23 protein-coding genes and 1 tRNA gene are annotated in these 25,801 nt (G+C 27.5%); 15 read left to right on the forward strand and 9 right to left on the reverse strand.

All coding sequences use genetic code 11. The features are described from left to right. Nucleotides 1-2,061: a hypothetical protein gene (locus tag BFL38_RS12740; RefSeq protein ID WP_069727379.1), complete on the reverse strand. Its 2,061-nt coding sequence runs from the start codon at nt 2,059-2,061 to the stop codon at nt 1-3. 485 nt (nt 2,062-2,546) lie between these two features. On the opposite strand from BFL38_RS12740, the gene BFL38_RS12745 reads away from it, so the two are divergent. Together BFL38_RS12745 and BFL38_RS12750 are read left to right on the forward strand one after the other, a co-directional pair. After that, nucleotides 2,547-3,149 carry an HAD-IA family hydrolase gene (locus BFL38_RS12745; protein WP_069727380.1) on the forward strand — a complete coding sequence of 201 codons (603 nt, stop codon included), beginning with the start codon at nt 2,547-2,549 and terminating at the stop codon, nt 3,147-3,149. 13 nt (nt 3,150-3,162) lie between these two features. Further along, nucleotides 3,163-4,953 (forward strand): sensor histidine kinase, encoded by a 1,791-nt coding sequence (locus tag BFL38_RS12750; protein WP_069727381.1) that lies wholly within the window; start codon nt 3,163-3,165, stop codon nt 4,951-4,953. Here the strand turns inward: BFL38_RS12750 and BFL38_RS12755 are convergent. Continuing rightward, entirely contained in the window at nt 4,948-5,304 is a 357-nt protein-coding gene (locus BFL38_RS12755) for a response regulator (protein WP_008722389.1), read from the reverse strand. The two genes, BFL38_RS12750 and BFL38_RS12755, sit on opposite strands and share 6 nt — an antisense overlap. Nucleotides 5,305-5,332: 28 nt before the next feature. Beyond that, nucleotides 5,333-5,416 (reverse strand) — tRNA-Leu (locus BFL38_RS12760). A gap of 167 nt (nt 5,417-5,583) precedes the next feature. Here BFL38_RS12760 and BFL38_RS12765 point away from each other — a divergent pair. Next, nucleotides 5,584-6,594: a hypothetical protein gene (locus BFL38_RS12765; protein ID WP_069727382.1), complete on the forward strand. Its 1,011-nt coding sequence runs from the start codon at nt 5,584-5,586 to the stop codon at nt 6,592-6,594. 118 nt (nt 6,595-6,712) lie between these two features. Then, a complete protein-coding gene (locus BFL38_RS12770; protein ID WP_069727383.1) occupies nt 6,713-7,852 on the forward strand; it encodes an HD-GYP domain-containing protein in 1,140 nt (379 codons plus the stop codon). Nucleotides 7,853-7,855: 3 nt separating this feature from the next. On the opposite strand, the gene BFL38_RS12775 is transcribed toward BFL38_RS12770, so the two are convergent. Then, nucleotides 7,856-8,188 carry a hypothetical protein gene (locus BFL38_RS12775; protein WP_069727384.1) on the reverse strand — a complete coding sequence of 111 codons (333 nt, stop codon included), beginning with the start codon at nt 8,186-8,188 and terminating at the stop codon, nt 7,856-7,858. Nucleotides 8,189-8,190: 2 nt separating this feature from the next. Next, the gene (locus BFL38_RS12780) at nt 8,191-8,664 is read right to left on the reverse strand and encodes a chemotaxis protein CheX (RefSeq protein WP_069727385.1); all 474 of its coding nucleotides are present in this window, start codon (nt 8,662-8,664) and stop codon (nt 8,191-8,193) included. 201 nt (nt 8,665-8,865) lie between these two features. On the opposite strand from BFL38_RS12780, the gene BFL38_RS12785 reads away from it, so the two are divergent. Then, on the forward strand, nt 8,866-9,183 hold the full coding sequence (locus tag BFL38_RS12785) for an SLBB domain-containing protein (RefSeq protein WP_008722401.1): 318 nt from the start codon (nt 8,866-8,868) through the stop codon (nt 9,181-9,183). Between the two features lie 2 nt (nt 9,184-9,185). After that, a complete protein-coding gene (locus BFL38_RS12790) occupies nt 9,186-13,610 on the forward strand; it encodes a hypothetical protein (protein ID WP_069727386.1) in 4,425 nt (1,474 codons plus the stop codon). 71 nt (nt 13,611-13,681) lie between these two features. Here BFL38_RS12790 and pyrR read toward each other — a convergent pair whose 3' ends face one another. After that, a complete protein-coding gene (pyrR, locus tag BFL38_RS12795; protein ID WP_008729178.1) occupies nt 13,682-14,209 on the reverse strand; it encodes a bifunctional pyr operon transcriptional regulator/uracil phosphoribosyltransferase PyrR in 528 nt (175 codons plus the stop codon). 231 nt (nt 14,210-14,440) lie between these two features. Between pyrR and BFL38_RS12800 the strand changes: the two genes are divergently transcribed. From BFL38_RS12800 to dapD, 8 genes are all read left to right on the forward strand, one after another. After that, nucleotides 14,441-14,989, forward strand: coding sequence for a flagellar basal body-associated FliL family protein (locus tag BFL38_RS12800; protein WP_069727387.1), 549 nt, complete (start codon nt 14,441-14,443; stop codon nt 14,987-14,989). Nucleotides 14,990-15,029: 40 nt separating this feature from the next. Then, nucleotides 15,030-16,061: a flagellar motor switch protein FliM gene (gene fliM, locus BFL38_RS12805; protein ID WP_008722421.1), complete on the forward strand. Its 1,032-nt coding sequence runs from the start codon at nt 15,030-15,032 to the stop codon at nt 16,059-16,061. 4 nt (nt 16,062-16,065) lie between these two features. Then, nucleotides 16,066-17,142 carry a flagellar motor switch protein FliN gene (gene fliN / locus BFL38_RS12810; RefSeq protein WP_069727388.1) on the forward strand — a complete coding sequence of 359 codons (1,077 nt, stop codon included), beginning with the start codon at nt 16,066-16,068 and terminating at the stop codon, nt 17,140-17,142. 137 nt (nt 17,143-17,279) lie between these two features. Further along, nucleotides 17,280-17,579 carry a flagellar motor switch protein FliN gene (gene fliN, locus BFL38_RS12815; protein WP_069727389.1) on the forward strand — a complete coding sequence of 100 codons (300 nt, stop codon included), beginning with the start codon at nt 17,280-17,282 and terminating at the stop codon, nt 17,577-17,579. 377 nt (nt 17,580-17,956) lie between these two features. After that, on the forward strand, nt 17,957-19,138 hold the full coding sequence (locus BFL38_RS12820) for a M20 metallopeptidase family protein (protein WP_069727390.1): 1,182 nt from the start codon (nt 17,957-17,959) through the stop codon (nt 19,136-19,138). A 66-nt stretch (nt 19,139-19,204) separates the two neighbouring features. Next, nucleotides 19,205-20,086, forward strand: coding sequence for a 4-hydroxy-tetrahydrodipicolinate synthase (gene dapA / locus BFL38_RS12825; RefSeq protein ID WP_069727391.1), 882 nt, complete (start codon nt 19,205-19,207; stop codon nt 20,084-20,086). 30 nt (nt 20,087-20,116) lie between these two features. Beyond that, nucleotides 20,117-20,812 carry a 4-hydroxy-tetrahydrodipicolinate reductase gene (dapB, locus tag BFL38_RS12830; protein ID WP_069727392.1) on the forward strand — a complete coding sequence of 232 codons (696 nt, stop codon included), beginning with the start codon at nt 20,117-20,119 and terminating at the stop codon, nt 20,810-20,812. Between the two features lie 43 nt (nt 20,813-20,855). After that, complete coding sequence (dapD, locus tag BFL38_RS12835) at nt 20,856-21,560, forward strand: 2,3,4,5-tetrahydropyridine-2,6-dicarboxylate N-acetyltransferase (protein WP_069727393.1); 705 nt, start codon at nt 20,856-20,858, stop codon at nt 21,558-21,560. Nucleotides 21,561-21,654: 94 nt separating this feature from the next. Here the strand turns inward: dapD and BFL38_RS12840 are convergent, their stop codons facing one another. Then, the gene (locus BFL38_RS12840; RefSeq protein WP_069727394.1) at nt 21,655-21,840 is read right to left on the reverse strand and encodes a hypothetical protein; all 186 of its coding nucleotides are present in this window, start codon (nt 21,838-21,840) and stop codon (nt 21,655-21,657) included. Between the two features lie 309 nt (nt 21,841-22,149). On the opposite strand from BFL38_RS12840, the gene BFL38_RS12845 reads away from it, so the two are divergent. Beyond that, nucleotides 22,150-23,283 carry a pyridoxal phosphate-dependent aminotransferase gene (locus BFL38_RS12845; RefSeq protein WP_069727395.1) on the forward strand — a complete coding sequence of 378 codons (1,134 nt, stop codon included), beginning with the start codon at nt 22,150-22,152 and terminating at the stop codon, nt 23,281-23,283. Between the two features lie 60 nt (nt 23,284-23,343). On the opposite strand, the gene BFL38_RS12850 is transcribed toward BFL38_RS12845, so the two are convergent. Further along, complete coding sequence (locus tag BFL38_RS12850; RefSeq protein WP_069727396.1) at nt 23,344-25,116, reverse strand: SWIM zinc finger family protein; 1,773 nt, start codon at nt 25,114-25,116, stop codon at nt 23,344-23,346. Nucleotides 25,117-25,125: 9 nt separating this feature from the next. Then, entirely contained in the window at nt 25,126-25,797 is a 672-nt protein-coding gene (locus tag BFL38_RS12855) for a DUF3226 domain-containing protein (protein WP_069727397.1), read from the reverse strand. Nucleotides 25,798-25,801 lie beyond the last annotated feature (4 nt).

Raw genomic sequence — 25,801 nt, forward strand, 5'->3', positions numbered from 1 at the left:
TTATTTTTTTGTTATGCTTCTTTTGGCATCTTCCTCTGCTTTGCTTATTATAGAGGATAACATTTTATCGAAAGCAGCAAACACATCATCTGTTTTTGAATTAGATGAATTATCCAAATTAGATGATTTTATATCTTCTTTAGAATCTTCGTCTTTTTCATTTTTATTTTTTATATTATCGATAGCTTTATTATATGAATTTAGTATATCCATACTAATATCATGAGAATCATTATTGATATGGTTCTCAGATTTTTTGCTATTAAATAAATTTCTCACATACTCTTTATTTTTTTCTTCTTCTTTTGCTTTGTAGCTTGATAACAGCTCATTTTTTATTATTTTTTTATTAAATTCATTATTAATATTTTTAGAGCTATTTTCTTCTTTTTCATAACTATCTGATATATTATTTTTTAGTATATTTTCATCTAAATATAAAGTTTCTTTAATAAAACTTGAAGAAACATTATTTAATTCTTCATTAGATATTGACATAAACTCTTCTTTATTATAATTTACTTCTTCTTTATGCTCACTTATAATATCATCATAGTTTTCTTCATACTGTTCTTCTTTTATCTCATAATCATTTACAATATTTTCATAATTTTCTTCCTGCTCTTCTTCTTTCACTTTATAATCATCTACAGATATATTATCATAATACTCGTCTTCATTATCGCTTCTAATATCATAAAGACTATCTTCTAAAAAAGTTTCTTCTATTGCTCTATTGTATTCTTCCTGCAAATCTTTTTTTATATCAGCAAATGCTGTTTCTATATCTATTTCAGTTTTTATTTCTTCTGTTTTGTTTTCTAAATTTTCTAATTTTTCCTCTAAATCTTTTTTATCAATAGCAAATTTATTTTTGCATGCATTTATTTCTTCTTTTATAGTTGATACTATATTTAATATATCTTTTCCTATATTGAATTTATCATCATTTTTGTACTCTGTATTATTTTTTATATATTCATCAGGTATTTTGTATTGTACCTTTTGAACTATAGGAGGCATTTCTTCTATAGGATTTGATTTAGGTAGTTGTGAGTTAACTATATTTTTACTTATAAGCTCATCATCTCCTTTTATGCTTTCCACATAATCTTTATTGCTTTTTACCTGCATAATATACTTGAAGAAATATACTATAGCTTTTATAAGTAATTGACAAACTAGTATTAATAATGCGGTTATAGCCAGCACTATAAGTTCAAAGTAGTTAGGATATTCTTTTCCTATCATAGAAACAGAAAGAGAATCATTAACCATGAAGCTAGGCTGTTTTTTATAGTAAGCATATCTATTTATAACGCTTGAAACTTTTTCTATATTATTATCTCCAACGGCTTCTCTGACATTGTAAACAGAGTTTCTAGCATCGCTTACATAAAGTCTTTTATCTGCTACTTGATAATACATAGCTATATCAGATACATAGGCATAATCATTTCTAGTGGCAACTATTATTTCACCATAAGGATTTTTTATATACTCCATTATATAGAATGCATTTTCATTTGTAGCATTCAGCACTAATGAACCTTTTGTTTTAATTTCATTTATTAAATTATCCTGAAGCTCTAAAGGCCAAGATTTATTTCTTGATAAATATAAATTAAGAAGCATTTTTCCTTCAATATTAAATACAGTCATACCTCTCAGATATGGATTTTCTACAGTCATTTTATAATAATTATTTTTATATTTATCTATTTGAGTTTTTGAAGGCGTATTATTAGGATTGAAATCTTTTAGTGAATCTGATGTTTGATACATACTATATCCTACATAATCAGATATAGATTGAGTTATTAAATTAACTTGATACTCAGATACGCTATTTCTTTTTATTTTCATTTTTACAGCTATTTTGTCTATTCTCTGCATCATCATGTCTAAATAATCATTTATGAACACTGCTATTGCATTATTTTCAGGCAATACAGTATTGCTTGCAGCACGGGCAAACATTGCCGCTATAAAAATGATAAGAAAAGATATCATTAAGCTTAAAATAGTCTTCATTATTTTTTGTTTTTCATTTTCATTCATAATATTTGACCTTTAGATATAGTTATCTTCTAATAAAGATACAAGAAACTATATTAGTTATCGGCTAAAGCGAATTTTACTTGAAATGTTTTCTTTGTTGGTTGGATTAATTTAGGGCTGTATATTATAAAGAGCTCCGCTGAGCCGTATACGACATAAATGCGCCTGACTTTTTTCGTCAGGTGGGCTCCTCAGAAACATGACCTTGATTTCTCAAAACCGTATCGCGATAACGGCGAGCCTATCATTAATGCTTCGCTCCAGATCCCTAATGCATTAATTTATACTGGCGCAAGAATGTACTATCGTTCAACGAGAACAGCAGAGTTCTTACAATATAAATTCTTTTTAATTATTTGTCAAGACTATAATAACAAAATTAACATAATATTTAAAAATTTATTTGCTTTTTGATTAATTTTTAATATACTTGACAAACATTTTATAGAAAATATAATATATAATAAATTTTTAAGGGTTATTTTATGATTAAAAATATTATTTCAGATATTGGAAATGTATTATATGAATTTAGCGTAAATGAATTTATGAATAAATATATAGCTTCTGAAGATAGAGAACAATTTTTACAAAGTTCATTTCTAAATGAAAATTGGAATCTTATGGATAAGGGTGATTTAGCTTTTAATGATGCAAGAAAATTATTTATACAAATGAATCCGAAATATAAAAAAATTATAGATGATTTATTTGATAGTGCATTAACATTATGCCTTAATAGAAATCATAATAATATATCTTTACTTAAAGAATATAAAAATAAAGGATATGATATATACTATCTTTCTAATATGCCGGCTGAAACATTTGAAGTATTGAGAAAAGAAACGGATTTTTTTGATAATACTTGTATAGGAGGTGTTGTTTCTGCACATGTAAAAATGATTAAGCCGAATAAAGATATTTATGAACATTTTTTAAATAAATTCTGCTTAAAAGCTGATGAATGTCTATTTATAGATGATAATATCAATAATGTTAATTCTGCTTTAGAGATTGGTATTAATGCTGTGCAATTAAAAAAAATAGATGATATGAAAGTTATATTACAAGATATGCTTAAATAAATAATAATATATTATGAATTTTATAAAAAAAATATTATCAAAAATAAAGATTAGATATGGTATATTATTTCCAAGTCTTATATGTTTATTTACTGTAATAAATTTTATAGCTACTTTATGGCTAAGCAGTTTTATATATGAGCCTAACATTACAAATCAATTTTATATGTTTGCCATAATGTTTTTTCCTCTTACAAGCATTATGATAGGCATTATAGTGATAATTAAATTTATTGTTGATGCTATAATGAAAAAAGAGGGGTCTCATTTAAAATTGGTAATAGTATTGATTATGGGGCTTATGACTGTGCTTCCAAGTATTGTTATAAGTAAAATATCTACATATATAATTAAAACAAATTTAAATTTATTTTTAGATCAAAATATAAACAGTTCTGTAGAATATGTAATGGATATTTCAAATAGAGAAATAATAGAGAAGCAGGAATTTATGCATGGAATTATAGAAAAAGTGGGGATAAATTATTTTAATAATTTGTTTGATAATTTAGGAACAGGCTATTCTAAGTATGAAGATATAAGTGATACTATAAAGTCTTCTAAATATTTTGATAATGTAGTATTTTTGTCAAATTCCTATAATGTAAATAATATAATTTTTTTTAATTCAGCTAATTATATACCTCTTGATATTAACTATAAATTAACTAATACTAATATAATATTTATTAATAGCGAATATAACGGTTCATTTTATGTTAATGCAATTATACCATTATCTCATAGCAATAATTATGTAATATGGTCTGAAACTATGCCCAAAAATTATATAGAAGTAAGAAATAATGCTTTAGAAAGCTTTAGGATATATAATTCTGTTAATATGTTTACTAATGAGTTTTCTATGATACTTAGCTTGATGTATATATTTGTTCTTGGTATATCTGCATTCTTTTCTATAATACTTGGAATAGCTTTATCGAGGTTAATAACAGGACCTATAAGCCTTATACTTAATGCTACAAACTCTATTACAAATGCTGATTTTAATATAGATATGAAGCTTGGAGGAGTACATGACATGAGAAATCTAATACATAGATTCAATGTAATGGCTAGGGCTTTAAAATACCATAGAGATAGAGAAAATACTAGAGCAAGACTTGAAACTTGGAGAGAGGCTGCTATTAAAGTGGCTCATGAAATAAAAAATCCGCTTATGCCTATAATAATGAATGCTGAGCTTATAGATAGGAAAATATCTGTGAATATGACTGAAAAAGATGTTGAAAGGGCTAAAAATTCTTCCAATATTATAATAAAAAATGCTAATGTGATTTCTAATTTGGTGAGATCCTTCTCTGAATTTTCATTTGCTATTAAACTTTCAGATGAGAAGCAGTCTATTAATGGTGCTTTAATAGAGGTTTTAGAATCATTCAAAAATATCAGCTCCATTAAATTTAGTGTAGTATTGAGTAAGCATGATTATTTTATTAATATGGATAGAGAAAAATTGATAATGGCTTTTAGAAATTTGATAAAAAATGCTGTAGAAGCTATGGAAAAGTCTTCAGGATATGTAATATATATATCATCATATCATGAAATTATAGATTTGAATGAATTTTTTATTATTAGTATTACAGATACAGGCATAGGAATAGAAAAAAATAATTTACATAAAATATTTGAGCCTTATTTTACTTCAAAAGAAAAGGGTACAGGTATAGGACTTTCCACTGTTGAGAAAATCATATCTGAACATAACGGAACTATAGAAGTGGAATCGATACCAAATGAAGGAACTACTTTCTTTATAAAATTTATGGTTGAATCATAGAGATTCTATTTTTGTTATTAATTTATTTATATGAAGAGGATATTTCATACATATTATATTATGTTTTTTTGCTTCTTTTTCCAAGTCTATGTCTATATTTTCATATAAAAAGAATATAGTAAATTCATTAAAATTTGGAAGTTTTTTGAGTTCTGCAATGAATTCCATGATATTTATCCATACAAGATTAGGATTGAATACCAAAATTTTTACACTGTATTTATATATTTTACTTATAAGTTCATATAAATTTTCAGCTATGAATACTTCTATTGAAGAACTTTCTAAGGCAGCTTTGATTTTATTTAATCTATTATTATCATCATCTATTATTATAGCTGAGTAATTCATAGGCAAACTCATTTATAGTAATTTAATGTGCCGAGAGAGGGACTCGAACCCTCACTGAGTTGCCTCAGGCAGATTTTGAGTCTGCTGCGTCTACCAATTTCGCCATCTCGGCAGTATGTCATATAAGGACATGTAAATTTAATTTTTTTAATGCCTAAATTATAAATTATACTGAATAAAAATCAAGTATTAATATGGTATATTTTTTCTTTTTTTGCGTATATATGTTTTATTTATTGTAAAATATGGTAAAATATCTTATAATGAAGGTTGTTTATTATGAAGATTACATTAGATATGTCTATATCAAAACTTCTTGATGCTTTTGACAGGGAATTTGGAGTATCTTTGGGAATATATAAAGGTGCACACAAATCTGACAATATTAAATTATTTGAAATATCTGACCCTAGAAAAAATCAAAAAGCATTTATAGTTATTAATAAAGATACTAGTGTAGAAAGTGCTGAAGCTATGTTCAGAAATACATTCGGAATCAGAGTTCAGATAAAGGATAGGAATGGAAATACCGTAAGTCAGGAAAGCACATTAGGCGGAATTAGAAAATTAGATAAGGGATTTAATAATAATGATGAGAATAATATTAATCTTATAGATAATGATGATGATGAAGAAATAAATGATAACTCAGATGATGAAAATAAAAAAAAGAAGAAAAAAAAATCATATTTTTTAAAGCCTAAAACAGTTAAACATACTGTAGAAGATAAAATAAAGGAGATAGATAAATATTATTTAGGATTTCAGAGATCTGAGAGATATAGATCTATGCTTAATCTTTTATCATGTATGGAAGAAGCTAAATTGACATATCCGGAATCTAAAGAACTTACAGATCATATTGAGGAGATAAAGTCAAAATCTTTAAATATATCGAATTTAAGCATAAAAAAAAGAAGATTTGCTATATTGGTATTAATTATAATAACTTCTATTTTATCATTAATAGGTGTAGGTACTTGGGGATATAACCTTTATAAAAATATAAAAAAAGACAGAGAAGCAGACAGTATAATACAGGAAATAGATAATTTAAGGATTAGAAAAGGTTCTCTAATGGAAAGCGGAAACATATCCGAAGCTAATGCCATAGATGAGAGTATAAATTCAAAATCAGCAAGACTTAATAGCATACAAAATGAGAATGCAGTTTCTATAGCTAATTATTTTATAATATTAGCATTATTTTTTGCTGTAATATTAGCGATGTTTATACTTAGGCTTAATAAATATAATGTAACATCAATAAGATTTGGAAAAAATACATAAGTTTATAATTAGTATAAAATTTTATATATATAAATTAACATAATTTTACTTGATAATATATAACTATATGATATTATATCTTTAATATAATGATTTATTATTTATAGTGAGGAACTAAATGCCAAAGATTATTATACCATTAAATGAAGTAAAAGAAGGAATGAAAGTAGCCAGCAATATATATAATAGTGATGAAAAAAGAATCGTAGATATTGGTACTGTAATTACAAAAGACATTATAGAAACTTTAAAAAGAAATTCTATTACTACAATTAGTGTAATGGAGCTTTTGGATTTAAAAAAAGAAAATACTGTTAATACTTCAGGAGACGGAAAAAAAGCTGTATTAAGAGGCGTAATAGAAGAGAATGGAAAAAAAATATTGAAAATAGATAGTCAGGAGGTTGCTAAAAAACAGGAGGCTGCTATAGAAAAAACTAAGTCATTGTATGAAACAGCTAAGAACGGCGGCGGAATAGATTTTGACTCTATGAAAAAGGAAGTTAATACTATGCTTTCTTCTATTGTTGAAAATAAAGATGCTCATTCATATCTTTCTATGTTAAAAAGAAAAGATGAAACTATGTATAAGCATGCTGTTGATGTAGCGACATTAGCGGCTATTACTGCCGGTGAATTAAATCTTACTAAAGTTGATATGTCTAATATTATGCTTGGTGCTTTAGTACATGATATAGGAAAAGTTCTTATACAGGAAAGTTTGCTTTCAAAAGTTAATCTTACTAAAGAAGAAGAAGCTATATTAAAAAAACATCCTACTCAAGGTTATAAATTGGTAAAAAGAGATAATTTAGATGACAATATAGCAGATATCGTATTAGAACATCATGAAAAATATGATGGAACAGGATATCCGTTTCAAAAAGACAATAAAGACATAAGTTTATATAGTAAAGTAGTATCTATTTGTAATACTTTTAATAATTTGATAACTAAAGGCGAACATGGTGTTCCATGCACTCCGGATAAAGCTGTAAAAATCATTATATCTTTAGCAAAAAAAGATTTTGACAGCGATGTTGTCAAAGCATTCCAAAAGGCGGTTGGATTTTACCCTAATAACACAAGAGTAAAACTTTCAAATGGAAGTATAGCAAGAGTCATAGAACAAAACCCTAATTTACCTTTAAGACCTGTACTATCTATTGTTAAGCATCTTGATGGTACTGTTAGCGATGGATTAGAGGTTATTGATTTGTCTGTATCTAGTGATTTATTTATTAAAGAAATAATGTAATATTTAATATTTTAATTTTTGTTTTTTAGATAAAAGACGAGTTAAATATTTTAATTCATATTTTGAATAGTAATCTTTCACCATTGTAACTCCTCTTTTATTAAAAAAAGAAAAATATTTATATTTTTCTAATGTAGATAAAAGCTGTGAGAAATGTTCTTTTTCTAATCTAAAAGCTGCTGAAACTTCTTCCAAAGAATATAATTTATTTTCATCTTTGAAATATTTATTTAAAAATTTATTTGATTTTACTGTTGTACGAATATTATCAATAATTATTTTTATAATTAAAGCTATAATAAATAATATTAATGGATATTGTATTATTTTGGGCATTATCAATTAGCTTGATTAAATAAAATTAAGTTCATAAATATTTCACCTAATTCAGTTTTATAACTTATAGATAATATTTTATCATTTTCCTTTTCCAGCATAGACATCTGTTCGCTCATAAGTATAGCAGGAGGAGTCATATCTAAATCTATATGTTTTGTTGATAAATCATTTATAGCACTTCCAGCAACCATATTAACAAATTCTTTAATAGTGGCAATAAATATATCGTCTATTGTAGTTATAGATTCCATATTAAGAACTGAAGCTAATTTAAAAGCGGTTGCTTTGCTCATATTAAACATAAGTCTTCCGCTTAAATCTCCTGTGATACCTACAAATACTATAACGCCTCCGACATGATTTGCGTTTCTGTATATTCTTACATCGCCTTTTCCAACTTTTGAATTGAAATAACTTTTTAATATAATTACTGTACCTTTGCTGAAAGCATTTACTACATCTAAATCAAACATATAAATAACACCATATAATTTATTTTGTAATAATAATCGGAAATAAATATCATATTCTTAAGAGTATACTACTATTATACAAATATTCAAGTAAAAAATACAATTATTATATATTAATTAACAGAAATCTTGACTACAAATAAAAAGAATGATATCATTAAATAAAATTATATAGTATATAAAATAGTAACCGATAATATTATGAGAGATAGAATACTTTGTTTATCTTTTACATTATTGATATTTGTATTTGGTATATTTATAAATCTTTTTTATAAAACTAATAATACAAATAATAAACTAATTAGTATTACAGTAAAAGGAGCGGTTGTTAATCAAGGAGTATATTTTTGTAAATATGGCATTTCAGTATCCGAAGTTTTAGAAATTTGCGGAGGAATGACTGAGCTTGGATATTTGCCGGTTGGGTTTGATTATAATATGCCTATAACCAATGATACTACGATTAATATACAAAAAAGATATTCAACTATAAGAAAAAATTATGAAGAGAATTGATAGTGGAAAAAGAATTCGCTAGTATTTTTGAAAGTAATAAAGAAATCTCGCTCGATGAGTATGAAATAAATAAACTTCTAGATAAAACTATAGAAATTAATGAAAATGAATTTCCTGTAATATCTATAGGGAATTCTGATAAAGAAAGTCCTAAAATATTAGCTACAATCACTACTAAAGAATATGAAGAAAGAGATAATTCTGAAAATATCAATTTGGAAGGCAGCGAAGAAATAACTAATAATGCTTATTCAGATGAAGAAACAAAAAAATATAAAAATCTTCAGGAAACTTTAAGCCTATCAGAAAATGATATAGAATCGGCAGGCGAAATAGTTGATTCTGAAATAGATATGTCCAGCTTATTTCCTAATTCTAATAATAGCCCTAAAATTGAAGAAGAAGAACCAGAAAAAAACAAGTCAGAGTTAACGGAAGAACAGTCTGAAATAATCAATAACATATATTCTGAAGAAGAGAATGATATACATAAAGAATCTGAAGAAGAATCTTTAGAGGGTTATGAATTAAGCAATATTGAAACGGTTGAAGATTTTAGTTTAGATGAGAGTTTCAAAAAAGTTTATGTATCAGAATATAGTGATGAAGATTTATTATATAATCAGTTAGAAGGTGATTCTGAAGATTCGTCTAATTCTGAAAATATTGAAGATGAAAACTTTAATGCAGAAGAGTTAAAGAGTTTAGATAATACTATAAAAGAATTGAAAATTGATAATGAAGAAGATGTTGATATAGAAAATTTAATTGGTGCAGATAATTTTTCAAATTTGGAAGAAGATATTAAAGATGAGAGTATTCGTTTAGGCGAAACAGATTTAAATAACTTAGAAGATACTCTAAAAAATTTATCAAATAATCAAAATACTTCATCTAAAGATCTTAATATAGAAGATTTAATATCTTTTGAGCATCTTAATAACTCAGAGGAATATTCTGATACTCAGGAAGAAGAAGAATCCAAGTTAGAGATGAAAGAGTATACAGATGAAGAACTTCTTGATTCTGATAATATATTAGAAGAAGAAACATCAGGAAACGAAGTTGCTGAAGAGCCTGAAAAAAATATTGAATCACAATCATCTTTAGAAGAATCAGAAAGTACAAAAGAAGCTGCTCCCTCAGAAGAAGAATCTGAATTAGAGATGAAAGAGTATACAGATGAGGAGCTTCTTGATTCTGATAATATATTAGAAGAAGAAACATCAGGAAACGAAGTTACTGAAGAGCATGAAAAAAATAGTGAGTCTCAATCATCTTTGGAAGAATCAGAAAATATAGAAAAAGAATTAATTGATGAAGGTTTATCTGCTTTAGAAGAATTAGAAAATATAGAAAAAGAATATTTAAAAGATTCTGATGCTTCAGAAATTGATAATGAATTATCATTAGATAAATATACATTAATTGAATTGGAAGATGGAACAAAAATAAAAAGAACTTCTTATGCAAAAGATAATATAGATGTTGATGATGCTGAATTTTCTGCCGAACAAAATTATGTTGTTCAGCATATATATTCAGAAGAACAAGATATTCTTATGAAAGAAGTATCTGAAAAAGATGCTCTTACAGAGGAAGAATTAGAAGATATTGATTGTGTTGAAGAATTTGATTTAAGTACATTTTTTAGTAATCAGAAAATTGATAATAATAATGATGATGAAATAGAGGTACCAGATTTATACGATGATATTTCTGTAATTGCTGATAATGATGATTCATCAGTAATAGATGAAGTATTGGAGTTGCCTGAAATAGATGATGAAGAACCTAAAGAAGTAAATTTAATAAAAGAAGATAATCTAAAAGAAGATGAAATAAACATACAATATAATGATAGAAATGTTGTAGTTCCAGATATAGATAATGTTGATTATATAGATGAATCTAATTATATAACAGAAATAGATAATGATGATGATATAATACAATTATCTGGAAATGAACTTGATTTAATAACTAGAGATGTTGAAATAGAATCTTCATCAAATGAAGAAAATATCACAGATGACTACAGAGAAAATAATTATACTATGTCAAAAATATCTGATGAAGAGTTGGAAGAGATAGATGACGGTTATGTAAATAATAATGAAGAAGATATCACAGATGACTACAGAGAAAATAATTATACTATGTCAGAAATATCTGATGAAGAGTTGGAAGAAATAAAAGATAAAGAATTAATTGATGAGTTAGAAGCAGAAGATATAAAAGAAGAAATATCATCAGCTATAGAAGAGTTAGAAGAAGCAAAACTAGATGAATTGATATCAGAATCTCAAGAAGAAGTAAAAGCAGATATTCAAGAAGAATCAAAACAAGAAGAAATAACTCCAGAATATCATGAAGAAGTAGAATCATATAGTGAAGAACCTAAGGAAGAAGATGTACAAGAATATGCTAATGAACCTCAAGAAGAAGTAAAAGCAGATATTCAAGAAGAATCAAAACAAGAAGAAATAACTCCAGAATATCATGAAGAAGTAGAATCATATAGTGAAGAACCTAAGGAAGAAGATGTACAAGAATATACTAATGAACCTCAAGAAGAAATAAAAGCAGATACTGAAGAGTTCAAGGAAGAAGCACAAGAAGAGATAATTAATAATGAAGAAGATCTTACAGAAGAAGAAAAAGAATTCTATAAAAGTTATTTATCTAATTCTTCAGATAATATTGAAGCAAAAGAAGAATTGCAAGAGGAATCACCAGAGGAAGTAAAAGCAGAAGAAATAATTCCAGAATCTCAAGAAGAAGAATTGAAAGAAGATATATCAGAACCTCAAGAAGAATCAGAGGAAGAAGATTCATCAATAGAGTCTATATCTGATACTGTTGAAAAAGAAGAAACTCCTGAATTAACTAATGATTACATATCTAAGATGTATAATGATTATTTGCAAAATCAAGAATCTAATAATGATGAAGATGTTTCAAATAATGATTATATATCTAAATTTCAGAAGATGAATGAAGAGTATGAAGAGAGTAAGAAAGAAATCGAGATAAAAGAATCAGAACCAGCAGAAGAAATAACTCCAGAATCTCAAGAAGAAGAATTGAAAGAAGATATATCAGAACCTCAAGAAGAATCAGATAAAGAAGATTCATCAATAGAGTCTATATCTTATACTGTTGAAAAAGAAGAAACTCCTGAATTAACTAATGATTACATATCTAAGATGTATAATGATTATTTGCAAAATCAAGAATCTAATAATGATGAAGATGTTCCAAATAATGATTATATATCTAAATTTCAGAAGATGAATGAAGAGTATGAAGAGAGTAAGAAAGAAAGTGATAAAGAATCAGAACCCGCAGAAAAATTGCGAGAGGAATCAACTTCTGAATCATCAGAAGAAGCGAAAGCAGAAGAAATAACTCCAGAATCTCATGAAGAAGTAGAAGAAGAGATAATCAGTAATGAAGAAGATTTGACAGAAGAAGATAAATCTATGATAGAAGGCTATTTGGATAAAGTAGATAGTTCATCAGAAGATTTAACGGAAGAAGAAAAAGAATTATATCAAAATTATTTATCCAATTCTTCAGATAATATTGAAGTAAAAGAAGAATTGCAAGAAAAATCATCTGGGGAAACAGACACAAAAGAAATAAAAGAAGAATCATCTACTGAATCATCAGAGGAAACAAATATAGAAGAAATAACTCAAGAACCTCAGGAAGAAAAAGTAGAAGAAGATATTCAAGAAGATGAATTACATGACGAAGATTATAATAATGAATTAAAAGAAGAAGTAAGCGATGAAGAATTAGAAGATCTTGTATATATAAATAATGTTCAAATAGATGAAATAAGAGATTCTGATTTGAATATGCTTGAAAATATCATTAAAGGTAATGATGAAGACGGTGTAGAACTTATAAAAATAAGTGACAAAATAAATGAAAATAATACTAAAGAAGATAATACTAAAGCAAAATCCATAGAAAATTTTGATTCTATGGAAGAGCTTTTAAATAAGGAGACGAATATGTCTGAAGAAAAAGAATTAGAAACTATTGATAAAGAAAATCTAGATAATAATGTAGCAGTTGAAGAAGAATTTAGTTTGGGTGATGATAATGAGCCTATACTAATGGAAGATAGAAAACATACTGAAGATGAAGAAGAAGATTTTGACGGAGAAATTACTCAATCTGATTTAGATTATGCCATTAAATTATTTGAATCTGAAGAGGCTAGCGGTAATACTAATGAGTATAGTTCTAAAGCTGATATACTATTATCAGAAAATGAAATTAATAAATTTAAGAAACTTTTCGGATATTTCAAAAATATTGTAGAAAAAATGTCTCCTGAAGATTTGAATGATTTTTCAAAAACAGAGTTCTATGATATGTATTCATCTCTATTTAGAAAATTCGGTGATTGAAATTAATTTTTACAAAATAAAAAAGGACTTTTAATAAGTCCTTTTTTATTGCAAATAATATATATATTTTTTTAATTTCTATCTTTTAGAAGAACTAGATCCTCTCCTTCCAATTCTTTCACTCTTACCGATACATATTGATCTTGAGGTACATTAAGAGCAAGTCCTACATAATTTGCGGATATAGGAAGTTCTCTTCCGAATCTATCAACTAAAACTAGTAAAGATACTTTTTTAGGTCTTCCATAATCAAATAGAGCATTTAGAGCAGCCCTGATTGTTCTTCCTGTATAAAGAACATCGTCAACAAGAAGTATAGTTTTTCCTGTAATATCAAAAGGTATATCAGTTTCTTTAATTTCCGGAAATTCAGAGAGAGAAGATAAATCATCTCTGTAAAGATTAATATCTATTGCTCCAATAGGCAATTCTTTTTTTATTTTTTCTTCTAAAAGTTTTTTTAATCTTATTCCTAAGAAATCTCCTCTTCTTCTTATACCCACAATAGCGAGCTTTTCCATATCTTCTTTTTCAATGATTTCAGCAGCAAGTCTAGGCAGAACCTTTTCATATTCTTCAGCTTTTAGTAAAACCCTCATTTAATACTCCTTTGATATTTAAAGATAATTTCAAAAATTATAACGATTAAAGCGAAAAAAATCAACATAATATTTTTTTACTTTTAGATAAAAAATATGTTAAGTGTTTTTTCAGTTTACCGATATTATATATAAGGACAGTAAAAAGTTAAAGTTAACATAAGAGTTGCTAATTTTATTTTACTGTTATATAATTGAAAACAAACATATTAATTTAAGTGAGGAAATTATATGGCAGACGAAGAAAACTTAGACTTGGAAGAAGGCGAAGAAGAAGGAGAACAAGCCGAAGCTGCACCAAAGAAGAAATTTGGTTTAAGCCCTATGATTGTTAAAATCCTTATGGGAATTGCTGCCATTTTAGTTGTGGCTTTAATATCCGGGCTTATAGCATTTTTTGTATCTAAAAGTGTAGGAAAAGCTGCAGGCGTACAGGGCGGTGTAGTGGACGATATGGTAAAACAGCCGCCACCATCAATTTATCGTATAGACCCTGAGTTTAATGTAAACACTGCAGATATGGATGTAGCAAGATATGTAAAGGTTAGTATTATATTAACTTATACTACTAATACTAAGCAGCTTGCAGTAGAACTTCCAGAAAGATTCTATATGATAAGAGATAGAATCACAACGATACTTAGTTCTTATACTTATGATCAGTTGAGAACTAATGAGGGCAGAGAGCAATTAAAAGCTGATATTAAGCGGGAAATTAATAGTATGCTTAGAAATGGTCAAATAGATGGTATATTATTTGATAACTTCTTGTTAAGCTAATGCTAAATACTACTAAAAATTATAAGAGAAGGATATTCGTATGACAGAAGTATTGTCACAAAGCGAAATAGATGCGTTGTTAAGTGCTATATCATCTGGTGAAAGTTTAGATAATATTGATACTAAACGTGTAGAAGTAGAACATAGAAAGATAAAGATATACGACTTTAAACGTCCCGATAAGTTTTCAAAAGACCAAATTAGAACGCTTCAGATGATGCATGAAAACTTTGCTCGTGTAACTACAACTTCATTATCAGCACAGTTGAGGACTTTGGTAGGTATTCACGTAGCAAGTGTAGATCAGCTTACTTACGAAGAGTTTATAAGAAGTGTTAGTAATCCTTCTACTTTGGCTATTGTAAGTATGGATCCTTTGAAAGGTAGTTCTATACTAGAGATTGACCCATCTATTACTTTTACTATTATTGATAGATTGTTTGGCGGACCTGGTGAGAGTCCTAAGAATTTGAATAGGGAGCTTACAGATATTGAGTTATCAGTTATGGAAGGTATTATAGTAAGAATACTAGGTAACTTAAGGGAGGCTTGGTCTCAGGTAATAGATTTAAGACCGCGTTTGGGTTCTATAGAAACTAACCCTCAGTTTGCTCAGATGGTTAGCCCTAATGACATGGTTGTACTTATTACTTTAGAAACCAAAGTAGCTGATGTTGAAGGTATGATGAACTTTTGTATACCATATATTACTATTGAGCCTATACTTTCTAAGTTTTCAGCTCAGTATTGGTATGCATCTATTAGAAGAGGAAGCACTAGCGAAAATTTAAAGATAATAAAAGAAAAATTACAAAATATATTTGTTGAAACTTCGGCGGAACTTGGATCTATGCAATTACCGCTATCAGACATTCTCAATCTTCAGAAAGGCGATGTTGTTAAATTTACTGATACTAAGATTACAGATCCTGTCATATTCAAGATAGGAAACAGAAAGAAATTCTTATGCCGTCCTGGTATATCAGGCAGCAGAATGGCTGTACAGCTTACAGGTGTTATGGATGGAGAGGCTGATATAACCGAAGACGATTTATTAAAAGAGGAGGATTAAGGTTATGATGAGTGACGGTGCATTATCTCAAGACGAAATAGAAGCTTTGCTAAAAGGTGCCGATGATGCTTTTGGAAGCGATGCTCCTAAGGCATCAGGTAATGGCGGCGGTAATGTAGATAAACAACTTTTTAATGAAGCTGCTAAAATGATAGCTGAAAATCAAGCCTTTTCACTATCATCTATTTCTACTAAGACTGTATCCATTACTAATATTACAACTACAGTTGGCGATGTTAATAACTTACATCAAATGCTTTCTGGTAAAATGATAGAAGCTAAGGTTGGTTATACAGGTTCTATCACAGGAAATGTTTATTACTTCATGGGAGAAAATGAGGCTTTAATAGTTGCTTCTCTTATGATGGGACAAAAAGAAGCTGCTTTAAATGATATGGTAGCTCAGGTATTGAAAGAGGCTTTCTCTCAAATGGTGGGAGTTTCTGACAGTGCTTTATCTTCAAGATTTGGGGGAAGTTTTACTAACTCTCCTATAGAAACTTCTATATTAGAAGATGCTTTTAGTATTAATATACCGGGTTCTTTAGCTATAGTAAGCGGTTCGCTTTCTATTGAAGGAGAAGTTGAAAATGCTCCTTATGTATTTGCTTTAGAACTTCCATTGCTTCAAAGCCTTATAGGTTCTGCCTCTAATAATGCTGCTGCTCCTGCTTCCTCAGGAAATACATCAAATGCCGGAGCTGCTAATAATTCTATGTCAGGACTTGTGGATAATCAAGCCTTTGACTCTTCACCTCAATTAGGTGTGCAGCATGCTGAGTTTAATTCTCTAATGCCTGCTTCTGATGTACAGGGAACAGGAAATATAGGTCTGCTCATGGATGTAACCATGAATATGACTGTAGAACTTGGAAGAGCCACTATGACTATCAGAGATATATTAGGACTTGGAGAAGGTTCTATTATAGAGCTTCAAAAGCTAGCTGGTGAGCCTGTAGATTTGCTTGTTAATGGTAAATTAATAGCTAAAGGTGAGGTTGTAGTAATAGATGAAAACTTCGGTGTTCGTGTTACTGATATTATTAACCCTATGGACAGACTTACTAATAAACCTAGATAATATAAGTTAAAATAATTACCAATATAATAAAAGCGGGAAGTAACTTCCCGCTTTTTTATTTTTTATAATAATATAATTGCAATTATTGCATAAAAGTATATAATATAGATATATTAGTATAATACAGAAGTAAAATAATGAGTAATGTAGACAATAAAAATTCTAATAGTGTACCTTCTAATAACATCGGCTTATTGATGGATGTTACTATAAATGTAACAGTAGAACTTGGAAGGGCTCGTTTGAGTATTAGAGAAATATTAGGATTAGGAGAGGGTTCTATCATAGAACTTCAAAAGCTAGCCGGTGAGCCTGTAGATTTGCTTGTTAATGGTAAATTAATAGCTAAAGGTGAGGTTGTAGTTATAGATGAATGCTTCGGCGTAAGAGTTACGGATATTGTTGATTCTTTATATAATATCGAAAAAAATAAATAATATATATTCTTTATTAATTCTTTGTTTTTTAGTAATAACATATAATTTTTTATATCTATAATAAAAAATCTTTTTTATTAAAAAATAATGCGGTTTTTCTTGACTTTTGCTATATTATTACATATAATAATATTACTATAAATAAAAATTTAAGGAGTTTAGAATGTACATTTCATTCACCTGTAATACAGGCCGTTCATATAATCATTCAAATATATGCTTTCAATTTTCTAAATTCTATAAATCTTCAAAACGCACTCTTTCAAAATCTAAGAAGTAATCTTTTTAATAATTCTAAAATTAATAATAATTACAATGTATATAATAATATTTTATATCTATATGGTATAATTGTTTTTTACAGAGGTGTTTAAACAATGCAGGACAATATAATATCAGAAAATGTTCTTTTATCTATGAAGGATTTTTTAATAGATTTAAGAAGGGATTTACATGCTCACCCTGAACTTGGATTTCAGGAGTTTAGGACATCAGAGAAAATTTCTTCTATACTTAATTCATTGAATATAAAGTATAAGAATAAGGTTGCTGAAACGGGTATAATAGCGAATATAGAAGGCGAGGATAAAAATTTTACTATAGCTTTTAGGGCTGATATGGATGCTTTACCTATGGAAGATAAAAAAAATTGTTCTTATTCATCACAGAATAAGGGTAAATGTCATTCCTGCGGGCATGATGTTCATATTGCAGTACTTACAGGTGTAGCGAAATATTTTTCTGAGATAAAGCCTCCTTGCAATATTAGGCTTATATATCAGCCGGCAGAAGAGACTACAGGCGGGGCTTTGCCTATGATAAATGAGCATGCTTTAGATAATGTTAATGTTATTTACGGGCTTCATGTTCGTCCTGAAATAAATGTCGGACAGATAAGTATTACTTATGGAGCAATGTATGCAAGTTCTAATATGTTTGAAGTTTATATTCATGGCAAATCAGCACATGGAGCTAAATCATATAATGGTATCGATGCTATAGTAATTGCAGCACATATTATAACTCAGCTTCATACTTTTACTTCAGTATTTACAGATGGAAGTATGAGGCTTCATATAGGTACTATAAACGGAGGAAGTGTGAGTAATGTAGTGGCTGATAATGTTAAGATGGAAGGTATTATTAGAATGTTATGCGATGATGAGACAAGAAATAAAAGACTAAACATGATAGAAAATATTATAAAAAATACTGCAAAAAGTTTTAATGCTGATGCAGAGTTTGTCAATATTCCATCTTATCCTGCTTTAATTAATCATGATGATGCTGTTAATATAGTGAAAACTTCTGCGGAATCTTTTTTAACTGAAGAGAATTGTCTTCTTGAAAAGTCTAATATGACAACTGAAGATTTTAGTTATTATCTTCAAAGGGTAAAAGGAGCTTTCTTTAGTTTGGGAGTATCCAATGAAAAAATAAATGTTCCTATTCATAATAGCTTGTTTGATATAGATGAAGATGCAATTAATATAGGAGTAAAAATTCAGCTGCTTAATGTTTATAATACATATAAAAATAAAGATAAATTTATAAAGTAACACTATTATTTTATTTTTTACTATAGAAAAAAAAAGAAATACAATATATAATTAAAGGAGATTAATATGTCATTATTTGAAGGAGCAGGTGTAGCTTTAATAACACCATTTACGGAAGATAATCAAGTTAATTATGAGAAATTAGAAGAGTTAATTGAATTTCAAATAGCAAATAAAACAGATGCTATAATTGCCGCAGGTACTACAGCAGAAAGTTCAACTCTTACACCTGAAGAAAGAATGCAGGTTATTAAATTTTGTATAGAGCGTACAAAAAAAAGAACTATAGTTATAGCTGGTACAGGAACTAATAATACAGCATCTGCAGTAGAGTTCAGTAAAAAGTCTTATGAGTATGGTGCTGATATGGTAATGGCGGTTACTCCGTATTATAATAAGGGAAATGAAAGCGGGATTATTGATTATTATACAAAAATAGCGAATAGTGTTAAATGTCCTGTGATTATATATAATGTTCCTTCAAGAACAGGGGTGAAATTATCTCTTAATGTAATAAAAACATTATCCGAGGTTTCTAATATTCAGGGAATTAAGGAGGCTAGCGGAGATATTAGTTATGTGGCAGATATTGCTAATATTGCCCCAAATTTGGATTTGTATTCTGGAAATGATGATATGGTAACTCCGATGATGGCTTTAGGTGCTAAAGGGGTTATATCTGTTACAAGTAATATTATTCCTAGAGAAAATCATGATATGGTTATGAATTTTCTTAATGGGAATGTAAATGAAGCTATTAAAACTCAGATTAAATATATAGATTTCGTGAGGGCTATGTTTATAGAGACTAATCCTGCTCCGATAAAAGAGGCTATGAATATTATGGGTTTTGGTGTAGGAGAATGCCGTTCTCCATTAGGTCCTTTAAGTGATAAAAATAGAGAGCATGTAAAGAACATTATAAATAAATACGGCTTAAAAAAATAATTTTTTATAAAAACTAAAAAGGAGAAAAATATGAAAGTATTAATACATGGAACAGGAGTTATGAGCTCAATTTTAAAAGAAGTTATAGAAGAAGAGGGCGAATTAGAAATATCAGGTTTTGCTGATGATTTTACAAATGAAAAAGGAGATATGATTATAGATTTTTCTCATTTTTCAAGACTTCCTGCTATGATAGATTACAGCTTGGCAAATAATATACCTATGGTTATATGTACTACAGGTTATGATGAAAATATGCTTGCAAAAATCGTAGAAGCATCTATGCAGGTGCCTATAGTATTATCATCTAATACTTGTATAGGAATAAATCTTATGAATGAAGTTGTAGCAAAGATGGCTCCTCAGCTTAAGAATTTTGATATTGAAATTATTGAAGCTCATCATAATAGAAAAGTTGACTCGCCAAGCGGAACAGCTAAAAGTTTATTTAATATTATTAATGCTGCTTTGGATAATGAAATGTTCTTGGTTAGCGGAAGAAATGGTCTTCATGTAAGAGATAAAAAAGAAATAGGTATGCATTCTATAAGAGGCGGTTCTGTTGTAGGAGAACATAGTGTTATTTTTTATGGAGATGATGAGATTATAGAAATAAAGCACTCTTCTACTTCCAGAAGAATTTTTGCTAATGGTGCTATTAAAGCTGCTAAATTCCTTATTGATAAGAAACCTGGACTTTATAGAATGAAAGAGGTTTTATCATAATAAATTGATAATGCTTTTAGAAATTATATAGGAGAATATGGAAATGGATATGTTAGAAAAGTCAGAAGATATTATTGCGTATATTAAAAATTCTAAAAAGAAAACGCCTGTTAAAATATACATAAAAGGAAATTTACCTAAAATAAAAACAAATGCTAAAGTATTTTCTTCAGGAGAATTTCATTTTGCAGTAGGAGATTATGAAGATATAAAAGCTATATTAGAAGAATATAAAGACTCTATAGAAGATTACTATTTGGAAAATGATAGGAGAAACTCAGGCGTACCTACTTTAGATTATTTTAATGTTAATGCTAGAATTGAACCGGGTGCTATAATAAGAGATAAAGTTACGATTGGTAATAATGCTGTTATTATGATGGGGGCTATTATCAATATTGGTGCTGAAGTAGGAGAGGGTACTATGATAGATATGGGGGCTGTTTTGGGCGGAAGAGCTATTGTAGGAAAAAACTGCCATATTGGAGCTGGTACTGTACTTGCTGGAGTAATTGAGCCTCCTTCTGCTAAGCCTGTTATTGTAGAAGATAATGTTGTTATTGGGGCTAATGCTGTTATTATTGAGGGAGTTCATATTGGAAAGAATGCTGTTATAGGGGCTGGGGCAGTTGTTATAGAAGATGTTGAAGAAAATCAGGTAGTTGCTGGAAACCCTGCTAAAGTTGTAAAAACTAAAGATGAAAAAACTTCAGATAAAACTAAATTGGTAGATGATTTAAGAAAATAATTTTTTTAATTAAAAATGATTTAAAAGCCTTTGCATAAAAATAATTATTTTATACAGAGGCTTTTATTTTTTTATCAAATTTATTAACTTTTACTTAAAAACTTTGTCTTTTATATTGTTCGGCTTTTTGTACATTTTCTCTGTAACCCTGATAGTATTTTTGAGAAAGTTTCAAATTTTTTTCTGCTTCTTTTTTATCACCTAATTCTTCTGATTTTTTATATAAAGCATAATATCTATCACCCTCTTTTTTAGCCCTATCAGCTCTATGTCTAAACATTTATTCTTTATCTTTATAAAATCCTATAATTAAAACTCTCCTTTTTTAATATTATAACAATGATTTTATTTTTAATGAATATTATTACTGCATTTTTTATTCATATATAATATTTCTAAGTAAATAAAGTCCTTAATTATAAAAAATAATAAAATTAATATACTTAATGACTTATTTTAAATTTTTTTATAATAAAAATTGACAAATTAAATATTTTTGGTAAAATATTTAATATTATTATATATAATATTATTGTATATAATATTGTGTCTAAATATTTTAATTAAAAAACACTTATGGAGAATCATCATGGAACTCAATAAAAATATACTTCAAGTACCATATTCGCTTATAAGAGAGCTTACAGAAAAAGCACAAAATAAAGAAAATGCTATAATGCTTACAATAGGAGAGCCTGATTTACAGCCTCCTAAAGAGTTTATTGATTATGCCTGTGAGTTCGCTAAAACTCATAGATTAGGTTATACTCATTCCGGAGGAAGCGAGCATTTAAGAGGATTGGTTGCTAATCATTACAATAAATACTATGGCTCAGATATTAAAGCTGATAATGTTACTATGCATATTGGTTCTATGGAAGGTATTTCTTCTGTATTTAGAACTATACTTAATATAGATGATGAAGTTATAATACCTACTCCTTTTTTCTCTCCTTATGAACAGGCTGTAAAACTTTCTTATGGTAAATGTGTATTTTTAGATACTAGGGCAGATCATCTTGTAATTAAGCCTGAAGCAATAGATAAGGTTATAACAAATAAAACTAAGGCTATACTTTTCAGTAATCCAGGAAATCCTTCAGGATATATGCTTAAAAAAGAAGAGATGGATGAGCTTGTTAAATATTTTGAGAAAAAAGATATATTTATAATAGCTGATGAGATATATTCGGCTATATCATTTTATCCTTTTACTTCATTTGCTTCTTATCCTTCTATAAAGGATAAAGTTATAGTTCTTAATGGTTTTTCAAAATCGCATTCTATGACAGGATGGAGAATAGGATACAGTATTTCTCCTGAATATGTGAGAAAATGTTTAGTTAATGCTAGTTTCAATAATGTTGGAAGTATGGTTACTGTTTCTTGTGCTCTTGCTGAGTTTGCTTTAGAGAAATATCCTGTTATAGAGAGTTTCAGAGATATTTATAAAGAGAGAGCTTTCTTTTTAGCTAAAGAGTTAACTGATATGGGATTTGATGTTATAGAACCTAGAGGGGCATTTTATTTGTTTGTAGGATATGAGAAATTTTCTAAAGAGCCTTCTCTTGATTTTGCTATAAGATTATTAGATGAAACAGGTGTTGCTGTAGTGCCGGGAATTGCTTTCGGAAGTGAAAATTACTTTAGAATAGCTTTAACTCAGGATATACCTATATTAAAAGAAGCTGCTAAAAAAATTAGAGAATTCGTACATAAATAAATCATAAATTTATATTTGACGGCAGGAAGAAATTAAAAACTTCTTGCTGTTAATGTATTATTAATTATCAAAAAATATATTTATAACGGCATTCACATTTATTATACTTATAGGTCTTATATAATATTTAGTTTTTTCCAATACTATGAATCTGTTTTTGTCTACATTTGAGTTTTTATAATCCATAATATATTTGATTCCATTTGAGTGAATGGATGTGTATTTTATATTTAAAGTTAATCTTTCTTCTTCATCTTCTTTATATTTATTTATGATATCAAAATAAAGCATTTGTTTTATTTTATCAAACTCTTGATTTTCTATTATTTGAAATTCTGCTATTATTATTTTTGACATATCATTCTTATTGAAATAATCATATCTAAAATCTATATTTTTTATATCATTATATGTTTCTGCAAATAGTTCTTCATTATTTTTTGACTCTTTTATATCTTTTAATAATGTATAATTAATTCTATCATTTAAGATAACTGATGTAAATTTACTTGATGATATTCTCTCTTCATTGTTAACTTTATAATTTATGAATTTAATTTTATATTTAGAAATTTCTTCTATAGATATGTTATTTTCAAAATGAATTTTCTTTCTGTAATTGCTTCTTACATCATCATAAGAAATTCTAGCATTATCATAAAATGTAGGTATAACATAAGAAAAGAATGATAATTTTTTAGTATTTAAATTATATAAATAAGCACTTACTCCCAAATATCCTGTAGAAGAAATCCAAGGATAAGCACCTAATCCCACTAATTCTCCGCTTTTTCTATTTATATATTTGCTTCTTATTTCTCCTGTAAGAAGTTTTACAGTTTTATTATCATTATTTTGCTTTGCTTTTTCTATATTTTTTATTGTATTATAAAGTCTTGAAAGTGAGGCAAAAGCAAATAATTTATTAAATGAAGCATGTTTATTTATCATAGAGTCAATACTCTCAGCAATACTTCTAAATATTTTTGCTAGTTCAGGCATATTTTTTACTTGAAGTTTTATACTTATTTGTTCTGCAATATCAAAATCTTTTTCACTGCATGAATAAAACCCTTTTTCAAATATATTTTCTATGAACTCATTTGCGAATTTTAAAATATTTTCATCTATCTCTTTATCTTCTTCTTTTATATCTTCTAAAGTTCCGTACATTTCTTTGTATTTTAATATAGCTATTATCTTATGTGCACAAAGTGAAGAATCTTTGCATGAACATACTGCCTTTTTTATGCTGTCTTTTTTAGGAAAATAAATAATTGTATTTTCTTCTGAAATATTAATTTCAAGCATAGCATCTTCTTTAATATCTGCTTCAATATTTTCATAAAACCTATCTAATGCATATTCAAAATTTCTTTTAGTGCTTAATTTTCTAATTTCATCGAAACTTATATTTTTGACTTCATCGAATGTATTATTTATTATATTATTGTTTGTTTCTTCTGTCTCTTTTATTTCTTCTGTATTATTATATTTGTTATCGTTTTCTATATTATCATTTGATTTATTTTCTGTATTAAAATGTTCTATATATAAAAGCGACATTATAATATGCTTGCAAATATCTTTTGAGGGGCATGTACATTTGCTTGATTTTATATCCTCATCATTAAGTATTACTTCTATTTTATCACCTGTATCTATTGTAACTTTTATTTTATCATCGGCTTCTTCGAGTTTTATTTTTTCAGGGCTATTATTTATAATGTTATCAATATCTTTTACTGATCTATTATATATACCTTTATTTGTGAGAGTTAGAAGAAATTTTTCATTTATATATTGTTTTAAGTTGTTGATTTTTTCATTCATTTTATAAACCTATTTTTGTTTGAAGATATTATTTAAAAAATCAATTAAATCATATAATACATTTGAATCCAAATAATGAGAGCATTCCTGAAATAATCCGCCTACTGTATTTCTCTTTTTGCATCTTACCGATATGAATGCGAGTATTTTTGCTTTTAATAAATGGGCTTCATTACTACCTTGATTAATATAATTATTGGCACAATTAAAAAAATTATTAACGCAGTCATTATATAAGTCTTTATCATTTTCTAAAATTATTTCTTCAACTAAATGTTCTAAATATCCAGAAGTTTTATCATCTGTTTTGGCTGTTATAAATAAGCCTTTATAATCATCATAATAAATATTGTTGTTTTGATTATATTCGCATTTTATAATATCATTAAAAATATTAAATCTTTTTTGAGCATTACTTTCAGCATCAACTACAATAGCAAGTTTTTCTATATTGTTGTAGTTGGAAGTTTTTATAAATGAAGTAATATTATTTTTATTCTCAACTTCATTGATTGTTATTATATGTATAGTGTCATCATCTTCTATAAAAGTTTTATCGTATTTACCTATTATGTATTTTAATTCTAATTTTTTATTAATTAAAAGAGAGCATAAATCTCTCTCATCATTTCCTTCAACAAGAAGAACTTTTTTAGCCATAGGATTCATTTTATTTTCCATTATT

This window comes from Brachyspira hampsonii (assembly GCF_001746205.1).
GTDB classification, from domain to species: Bacteria; Spirochaetota; Brachyspiria; order Brachyspirales; family Brachyspiraceae; genus Brachyspira; species Brachyspira hampsonii_B.